This window comes from Arthrobacter sp. UNCCL28, assembly GCF_900102805.1.
Lineage (GTDB): Bacteria > Actinomycetota > Actinomycetes > Actinomycetales > Micrococcaceae > Arthrobacter > Arthrobacter nicotinovorans_A.
This window is the reverse complement of record NZ_FMWE01000016.1, coordinates 21068-29882: the sequence shown is the minus strand read 5'-3', so window position 1 is coordinate 29882 and position 8815 is coordinate 21068. Positions and strand designations below refer to the sequence as shown.

The following is an 8815-nucleotide window of genomic DNA, read 5'->3' as shown; positions in this document are numbered from 1 at the left end:
CCTGCAGATCGCCTCGACTACTAATCGCATTGAAGGCGGCACCAACGCCCAACTCCGGTTGCTGCTGCGGGCCCACCGGGGCATGAGTGAAGAACATCGAAAACGCGCGATCGAGTGGTACCTCTACCTGCACAGCGAACAGCCCCTGCCACCGGCCAAACTCATCAAAGCCGTGCATTACCGTCCGGCCAAGACCGAAGCCATCACCACGACCGAGCAGAAGCCCGGGCCCGAGCTCTACAGCACCGGACTCAGCGCCGACGAAGGACTCTGGCATCGCAAAGGATGGGCAGGCCGCACATGACACACCCGAGATTTACACACGTTTTGTCCTATAACCCGGAACCAAAAGGGCCGAAAACAAGAAAGGACCGGAATCCCGCGTTTCCGCGTGATTCCGGTCCTTCATTGTCGGGCTGACAGGATTTGAACCTGCGACCCCTTGACCCCCAGTCAAGTGCGCTACCAAGCTGCGCTACAGCCCGCTGGTTCCACCGTTCTCCGCCTAAGTTTTCCTCCGAAGAGTCCCACCTAAGCAGTCCGGCCGAACCACCTCCAAAAGCTTACACGAAGTTGGAGGTCGGAGACGCCATCACAGCCAAAGTGGGCTGTGATGCCCGTCTCACTTAGCGCTTCTTGCCACGCTTTTCGCGAACGCGCATGTTGACCTCGATGGGCGTGCCCTCGAAGCCGAACGTTTCGCGAAGGCGACGCGTGATGAAGCGGCGGTATCCGGGATCCAGGAACCCGGTGGTGAAGAGCACAAACTTCGGCGGACGGCTGGATGCCTGCGTGCCGAAGAGAATGCGCGGCTGCTTGCCACCACGGACCGGGTGCGGGTGGGCTGCAACCAGCTCGCCCAGGAACGCGTTGAGGCGTCCCGTGGGGATGCGGCGGTCCCAGCTTTCCAGCGCGATATCCAGCGCAGGAACCAAACGGTCCTTGTGCCAGCCGGTCTTGGCTGAGATGTTGACGCGCGGCGCCCATTCAACGTGCGCCAGGTCCTGCTCGATTTCACGTTCGAGGTAGCGGCGGCGTTCGTCGTCCAGCAGGTCCCACTTGTTGAAGGCCAGGACCAGCGCACGGCCGGATTCGATGGCCAGCTGCAGGATGCGGACATCCTGCTCGCTGAGGACTTCATCAACGGCAAGAAGCACGACGGCGACCTCCGCCTTTTCGAGCGCGGCCTGCGTCCGGAGGGAGGCGTAGAAGTCCGCGCCCTGTGCCATGTGCTGGCGGCGGCGGATACCGGCGGTGTCCACGAAACGCCAGGTACGGTCACCAAGCTCGATGAATTCGTCAACGGGGTCACGCGTGGTGCCTGCCAGCGGATCCACGACAACGCGCTCAGAGCCGGCAAGCTTGTTCAGCAGCGAGGACTTGCCAACGTTCGGGCGGCCGATCAAAGCGATACGCCGCGGACCGCCGGAGCGTTCGACGCCTTCCACCAGGGAGTACTCGGGAAGGGTATCCATGACGTGGTCCAGGAGGTCGGCAACGCCACGTCCGTGCAGTGCCGAAACCGGGTACGGTTCGCCGAAGCCCAAACCCCACAGGGTTGCGGAGTCGGCTTCCTGGGCAAAGTCGTCCACCTTGTTGGCCACCATGATGACCGGCTTCTTGCTCTTGCGGAGCATCTTCATGACGCCCTCGTCCGTGGCCGTGGCTCCAACGGCGGAGTCCACCACGAAGAGAACGGCGTCAGCAAGCTCAACGGCCATCTCAGCCTGCTCGGCCACGCGGGCATGGATGCCCTTGGCGTCATGTTCCCATCCCCCGGTATCAACCAGGGTGAAGTTGCGGCCGTTCCAGCGGGCTGAGTACATGACACGGTCGCGGGTAACACCGGGAGTGTCTTCCACAACGGCTTCACGGCGGCCCAGGATGCGGTTGACCAACGTGGACTTACCCACGTTGGGGCGGCCGATGATGGCCAGCACCGGGTCCAGCTTGAGGGGACCTTCGTCGCCTTCGTCTCCGTATTCACCGCTGAGAAGCGCGGCGTCTTCTTCATCGAGTTCGTAGTCGTCCAGGCCGGCCCGGAGGGTGGCCGCGCGGAGCTCGGCCTCGTCATCGTCCAGGGCAGCCAGGTTTTCAGCCACCTGGTCGGTGCCGGTGGGCGTGTATTCGTCGTCGCCGGCTCCGTGGAGGCCGGATTTTTGAGTCGTATCGCTCATTGCACTTTCCTTAGTGGTGGTCTGCCGGCGTCCCGGCTACTGCTGTATGGCGGTGCTGCGGAGTGGATTCTCCGGGCGCAGGATCCTCGGGAAGGCCCTGTCCTGTGGCCCGGATGGCGTCCTGGACATGATCGGCCAGGGCTTCACGGATTTCCGCAGCCGCCCTGTCCATTGAAACACGCCCCGGTTCGCCCTTCCGGCGCTTCACCGTGATGGGTTCGCCGAAGCTCACGTGGAGCTTCCGGCGTGGTCTGGGTATATGGTCGCGGTGCTCGTCGCCCTGGCGGGTTCCGAGGATGGCGACCGGTATGACTGTTGCTCCGGAGTTGATGGCGAGCCACGCAACACCGTTGCTGATGCTGCCGGCCGTGCCGCTCCCCCGCGTGCCTTCAGGAAGGATCCCGACGCAACGGCCGTCGTCGAGCAGTTGCTTGCCCAGATGCAGGGCGGAGCGATCCCCCGTTCGGTCCACCGGAATCTGTCCGGATCCCCGTAGGACGGAGCCAAGGAAGCCCCTGAACATTTCCTTCTTGACGAGGATATGCATGGGGCGCGGTGATGCTCCGAACATCACCGGACCATCGAGGAAGCTGATGTGGTTGGCAGCGAAGATCACCGGTCCGCCGGCGGGAACGTTGCCCTTGCCGGAAACGACGGTCCGATACAGGACGTGATCGATGAACCAACCAATGGGCCGGCTCCACACTTTGGTCCACCGGGCTGGAAGCCCGTGCTCCTTAGTCGCCATAGATGACCTTGCTGACGATCGCCAAGGCGGTGTCCACTGTCTCCTCAAAATTCAGGTCCGAGGAATCGAGCGTCACCACGCCATCAGCGGCCTGGCTGAAGTTCACTACCGTGGAATCCTTGGCGTCGCGCTGAATAACCTGGGCTTCCAACTGCTCTTTGCTTTGCGTACCACCCAACTGGATGCCCCTGCGCCGGAGGCGGGCTTCCTCGCTGGCGGTCAGGAGCATGCGCACCTCGGCATTGGGGACGACGACGGTGGTGATGTCGCGCCCTTCGACCACCATGCGGTGGTGGTGCTGGTCGATCAGTTCGCGTTGTCGGCGGATGAGCTCGGTGCGGGCACCGAGAGTCGTGGCAACGGCGCTGACCGAGGAGGAAATCAACGGGTCCCGGATTTCGTCCGTGACGTCCGTACCATCCACGGCCACATACTCCGTAGCGGTGGTGGTGCTGATCTCCAACGGCATGGCCTTGGAAGCCTGTTCCACGGCCGCGCCGTCCTGGAGGTCAACGCCGGTCTTGAGGCAGTACCACGTCAGGGCACGGTACATCGCGCCCGTATCCAGATACGCCAGCTTCAAGCGCCGGGCAACTTCCTTGCTGACGCTGGACTTGCCCGAACCGGAAGGTCCGTCGATGGCAATGACCAACGGCTTTCCCGGACGGGCAACCGTCTCGGGGCCAAAAAATTCTCGCGTCATTACTGGAGTACCCGCCATCCACGGTCAGTCAAAGCTTCAACAAGGAGGTCGTGCTTGCTGGGAAGCACGGAGAGCTCCACCATGCCCACGTTTTGTCCCGACGAATGGTCGAGCCGGAGGTCTTCGACGTTCACGCCAATCTCGCCGATCTCCGTCAGGAGGTGGGCGATCTGACCCGGTTTGTCGTCCACCAGGATGGTGAGCCACGAGTACGCCTGCGGAGGTCCGCCGTGCTTGCCCGGGATCCTCGCCTGGCCTGCATTGCCCTCACTGATCAGCTGGGCAAGATCCAGCCGGGCACCGGGCGCCAAAGGTTCTTCCAGCGTTCCAATCAGTCGGTTCAGGTCTTCGCGGACGCCATGCAGGATCGAAACCACCTTCTCCGCATTGCCTCCCAGGATCTGCACCCAAAGGGTGGGATCGCTGGCGGCGATGCGGGTGGTGTCCCGGAGTCCGTTGCCGGCAAGGGACAACGCATGCAACGGCGTACCTTGCAGCCGGCTGGCCAACAGCGAAGACATGACCTGTGGCAAATGCGATACCAAGGCCACGGCTTCGTCGTGCTCGTCCGCGGTGAACTGGGAAACGATTCCGCCCAGGTCCACGGCCAGCGAACGGGCCGTCTGAAGTGCGGCGTCCGAGGTTTCCCCGGATGGGCACAGAACCCACGGCATGGAGGTGAACAGCTCACCCCGTGCAGCTACCGGCCCTGACTTCTCGCGGCCGGCCATGGGGTGGGTGCCCACATAGCGGGACATGTCCACGCCACGCTCCAGCAGCTGCGCCTGGATGGTCGCTTTGACGCTCGCGATATCCACCACGACCGCGGACGGGTAGTCCGCCAGTGCTTTCTGCACGACGTCGGCGGTGACGTCCGGCGGAGCCGCGACAACCACCAGCTGGGGTTGTCCGTCCAACCCTGCAAGCGGCTGCCCCGCTCCGATGTCCACCGCGACCGCCTGGTTGGTGGGCGAAGGATCAGAGAGGAAGACTGGAACTCCGCGTCCGCGCAGGCCGAGGCCGATGCTGGCGCCCAGGAGGCCAGTACCGAGAACGACGACCGGGCCATCGAGATGACCCCGGCCGTGCGTACCGAATGCCGACATGCCCTAGAGCCCTACAGATGCCAGGAGGTGTCCGACTTCCTGCCTGCCGAGGTTGCGGATGCTGCCCTGGCGCTGGTCGCCCAGGCCGATGGGACCAACCTTGACACGGACAAGGCGTTCCACAGGGAAACCGACGGCGTCGAACATACGGCGCACAATGCGGTTCTTTCCCGAGTGGAGGACAACCTCGATCAGGACGTGTCCCGGGGTGGAGTCCACCAGGCGGAAGGAATCCACTGCGGCAACACCGTCTTCGAGCTCGACGCCGTTTTTCAGCTTCGCGCCCACGCCTTGCGGGAACGGGCCACGCACCTGGACCAGGTACGTCTTGGGCACCTCATAGGAAGGATGCGTCAAGCGGTTGGCCAGTTCGCCGTCGTTCGTCAGCAGCAGCAGCCCCTCAGTGGCGACATCGAGGCGGCCAACGTGGAACAGGCGTTCGCCCTTGTTCTTGTTGTTCTTCAGGAAGTCGCTGATGCAGGGGCGGCCTTCGGGGTCTTCCATGGTGGAAACTACGCCCTTGGGCTTGTTGAAGACCATGTAGACGAGGGTTTCGTCCAGCTGGATCCTGATGCCATCAACGTGGATCACGGCCGAGGTGGGGTCCACGCGCATGCCGAGCTCGGTGGTCACCACGCCGTCAACCTCGACGCGTCCCTCGAGGATCATTTCCTCGCACACGCGCCGCGAGGCCACGCCGGCTTGGGCCATGACCTTCTGCAGGCGTACGCCGTCGACATCGTGGAGGTCCGACTGCGGCACTTCCTGGCGCGGACCGCGGTTGCGTCCCGGCTTGCGGATCGGTCCCAGGTTCTGGCCGAAACGTTCGCTGCCGAACGCCTTGGAGCCGTACTGCCTGGCCGGCTTGGCCTTGGGCTTCAGTGCACCGGGAGTCCCGGGCGCTTTGCCGAAGCCGGGCTTGTTGGAGCCTGGCTTACGGAAGGGTTTTGCAGGCCTGGCGGCCTGGCCGCGGTCGTAGTCGCCCGCCGTTGTGGGGTTGTCAGGATCGAAGGGTGCCGCTTCGCGCGGCTTCGAAGCCTTGAAGGGGCGGCCCTCGCCCTGGGTGAAGTTGCGCTTTCCGGCGCCGGCGGTGCCGCCGCGGCCGGAAAAGCCGCCGGCGTTGGAGCGGCCGGTGCCGCCCTTGGCCTCATTGCGTCCGGAGCTGTTGCGCCCCGAACCGTTACGTGGTGAACTCTGGCGTCCCGCCTGTGTCATGACCCGTCCTTGTGTAGTAATGGCCGGCTTTCCGTGCTGAAACCAACACTAGCCAGCCGGGCAGACATCGTCTGCCCTTTGTCGCTGTGCACCTTGAAGGTGCCGTGAATCCATATGAAGTTCTTCTTGCGGCGCCGGATTTGGCCCCTGGGCTACATCCGGCTGGCGTCGTAGTGTTCGTCGATCCCTTCCAGGCCCGGAAGGTGCGGCGAAAGCTGTGGAAGTTCAGCCACTGAGCCGATGCCCATCCGTTCCAGGAAGTACGAGGTTGTCCGGTACAGGACAGCCCCGGATTCGGGATCGTTTCCGGAGTCCTCTATCAAACCCCGTTGGGTGAGGGTCCGGACCACCGAATCGACGTTGACGCCGCGAATGGCAGATACCCGGGCCCTGGAGACCGGTTGCCGGTAGGCAATGACCGCCAGGGTTTCAAGCGCTGCCTGAGTGAGCCTGGTGGTCTGGCCTTCGAGCACGAACCTGCCCACGATGTCGGCGAAATCCGACCGTGAATAGATGCGCCACCCGCCGGCGACATTCCGCAATTCAAAACCCCGGGGTGCAGTGCTGGCATCGGCAAAGCCGACAGCATCCACGTCCGGGGCTTTAACAGTATAGCCGCTATACTCCCGCTGCAGGTCATGCAGCAAATCCTCGACGACGGACACGGTCACGTTGAGCCCGGCAGCCAGCTCCTCCGAGGTTGCCGGCTCATCAATGACCATCAACACAGCTTCCAGGGCTGCCCGGGCACCACCGGGCAGCCGTTCCAGCTCCGCCAGGCCGTCGTGGTCCATTTCCTGCTCACTCACTGCTGCTCTCCCCGTTGTCCGGCCCCACGCCGGTCTCATACTCTTCGCTCAGGCTGGAACTGTCCCATTCGGCGTCGTCCCCCGTCCAGCGAACGGTTAATTCCGCCAGGGGTTCGGGTTGCTCGAAAGCCACCACGCGGTCGCGAAACATTTCCAACAATGCAAGGAAGCGTGCCACCACCACAAGAGTGGTCTCGGCATCAGCTATGAGCGCCTGAAAGGACAACGGCGCACCAAGCTTCAACCGGTAGCCCATGATCTCGGCCTGCTCCCTGACACTCACCGGCGGAGCGTGCAGATGGCCCAGGCCGACCTCCTCCGGTGCCGCATCCTTGGGTTTGAGCGCTTTGGCGGCGAGTTCGGCGAACTGCCCGGGGGTGTGTCTCCACACGAGCTCCGGCAGCAGCGCGGCGAAGTGCCCCTCCAGGGCTACCTGGCGCGGGTATCGACGGGCTTCCTGTTCCAAGGTTTCGCCCATGACCCCGGCAATGTGCTTGAAGGCCTTGTACTGCAGAAGGCGGGCGAAAAGAAGGTCCCTGGCTTCAAGGAGCGCTATGTCCTCGGCGTCCTCGACTTCCCCGGACGGCAGCAAGCGGGCGGCCTTGAGATCCAGCAGTGTTGCTGCGATGACCAGGAACTCGCTGGCCTCGTCCAAAGCCCAGTCCTCCCCCAGCTTCTGCAGCCGGCGGATGTACTTGATGAATTCATCGGTAACTGTGGCCAAAGCCACTTCCGTGATGTCCATCTTGTGCTTGGAAATCAGGCCCAGCAGGAGATCAAACGGGCCCGTGAAGTTGGCCAGCCGTACCTCAAAGCCCGGTTTGCGAACCTCGGAGGTGCCGGCGTCGGGCGCTTCCGCGGCCGGTGCAACGTCCGCTGCCGTGGGCGGTGCGAGTGACGGTCCCACCGCAGGCTAGGGCGCGCCGCCGCGCGAGATCAATTCTTTGGCAAGCCGGCGGTAGGCGTCGGCACCGATGTGGTTGCCCGCATAACTGGTGATGGGCTCGGCGGCCACGGTTGCATCAGCGAACTTGATGGAGCGCTTGATGACGGTTTCGAAGACCTTGTCACCGAAGGCTTCGACGAGGCGTGAAATCACTTCGCGGCTGTGGAGGGTGCGGGCGTCGTACATGGTGGCCAGGACACCGTCCACCTGCAGCCTCGGGTTGAGGCGGTCCTGGACCTTTTCAATGGTTTCGACCAGGAGGGCCACCGCCCTCAAAGCGAAGAACTCGCAAATCAACGGAATGATGACACCGTGGGCTGCAGTCAATGCGTTCACGGTCAACAGCCCCAGGGACGGCTGGCAGTCGATCAGGACGACGTCGTAATCGTCCTCCACACTCTTGAGCGCGCGGTCCAGTACCTGCTCACGGGCAACCTCGTTGACCAGCTGGACTTCTGCGGCCGAGAGGTCGATGTTGGCCGGCAGGAGGTCAACGCCCTCGACGCCGGTCTGCTGGATGGCGTCACGAATACTGACCTTGCGGTCCATCAGCACGTTGTACACGGTGAGGTCCAGCTCGTGCGGGTTGGCACCCAGTCCGGCGGAGAGCGCACCCTGGGGATCGAAATCCACCAGCAGGACACGCCGGCCGAACTCTGCGAGCGCCGCAGCGAGGTTGATGGTGGAGGTGGTTTTACCCACGCCACCCTTCTGGTTGACCATGGCGATGACTCTCGCCGGGCCATGGGAAGCAAGCGGGGCAGGTTCTGGAAATTCGCGGTAAGGGCGGCCTGTTGGCCCCATGATGGCGTCTTCCAGATCGAGCCCGGCGCCTCCCAGCGTAGCTGTTCCCCGTTCGATGCTCACGTATCTAACCACTCTTTCGACGACGATCTTCCCTGCCGCTGGCCCCCAGCTACAGCGCTACTACCCACCTAGGCTACAGCGCCCGACACGGTTATTTGGGGAACTTGACTTTGTCCCCTCCGTGAGCCTTGACCCTCTAGCTGAGGTCGAAGGTTCACTTTGCCCGCACCTCCCGGCCGGGGAAAACCGAAGGCCGGCACCTGGGGAGGTGCCGGCCTTCGGTGCTATTGCTCCACTTTGTTCA

The 8815-nt window shown here is 63.5% G+C and carries 8 protein-coding genes, 1 tRNA gene and 1 pseudogene; 1 reads left to right on the top strand and 9 read right to left on the bottom strand.

Going from position 1 to position 8815, the window contains the following annotated elements; translation table 11 throughout:
- Positions 1-304, top strand: a pseudogene (locus BLQ01_RS22490) (IS256 family transposase); the annotation flags it as partial.
- A 107-nt stretch (positions 305-411) separates the two neighbouring features.
- On the opposite strand, the gene BLQ01_RS21870 reads toward BLQ01_RS22490, so the two are convergent.
- The 9 genes from BLQ01_RS21870 to BLQ01_RS21830 all read right to left on the bottom strand — a co-directional run bounded on the left by BLQ01_RS21870 (position 412) and on the right by BLQ01_RS21830 (position 8571).
- Positions 412-485: transfer RNA gene (locus BLQ01_RS21870), tRNA-Pro, on the bottom strand.
- A 141-nt stretch (positions 486-626) separates the two neighbouring features.
- Positions 627-2177 carry a ribosome biogenesis GTPase Der gene (der, locus tag BLQ01_RS21865; RefSeq protein WP_026542475.1) on the bottom strand — a complete coding sequence of 517 codons (1551 nt, stop codon included), beginning with the start codon at positions 2175-2177 and terminating at the stop codon, positions 627-629.
- 10 nt (positions 2178-2187) lie between these two features.
- A complete protein-coding gene (locus BLQ01_RS21860) occupies positions 2188-2925 on the bottom strand; it encodes a lysophospholipid acyltransferase family protein (protein ID WP_175493520.1) in 738 nt (245 codons plus the stop codon).
- Positions 2915-3628 carry a (d)CMP kinase gene (gene cmk / locus BLQ01_RS21855; RefSeq protein ID WP_026542473.1) on the bottom strand — a complete coding sequence of 238 codons (714 nt, stop codon included), beginning with the start codon at positions 3626-3628 and terminating at the stop codon, positions 2915-2917. The genes BLQ01_RS21860 and cmk overlap by 11 nt, the downstream gene beginning before the upstream one ends.
- A complete protein-coding gene (locus BLQ01_RS21850) occupies positions 3628-4734 on the bottom strand; it encodes a prephenate dehydrogenase (protein ID WP_091554402.1) in 1107 nt (368 codons plus the stop codon). The genes cmk and BLQ01_RS21850 overlap by 1 nt, the downstream gene beginning before the upstream one ends.
- 3 nt (positions 4735-4737) lie before the next feature.
- Positions 4738-5949 (bottom strand): pseudouridine synthase, encoded by a 1212-nt coding sequence (locus BLQ01_RS21845; protein WP_091554399.1) that lies wholly within the window; start codon positions 5947-5949, stop codon positions 4738-4740.
- 152 nt (positions 5950-6101) lie between these two features.
- Complete coding sequence (locus BLQ01_RS21840; protein ID WP_175493521.1) at positions 6102-6743, bottom strand: SMC-Scp complex subunit ScpB; 642 nt, start codon at positions 6741-6743, stop codon at positions 6102-6104.
- A gap of 7 nt (positions 6744-6750) precedes the next feature.
- Complete coding sequence (locus BLQ01_RS21835) at positions 6751-7665, bottom strand: segregation and condensation protein A (protein ID WP_026542469.1); 915 nt, start codon at positions 7663-7665, stop codon at positions 6751-6753.
- A 6-nt stretch (positions 7666-7671) separates the two neighbouring features.
- A complete protein-coding gene (locus tag BLQ01_RS21830) occupies positions 7672-8571 on the bottom strand; it encodes a ParA family protein (RefSeq protein ID WP_026548564.1) in 900 nt (299 codons plus the stop codon).
- Positions 8572-8815: the final 244 nt, after the last annotated feature.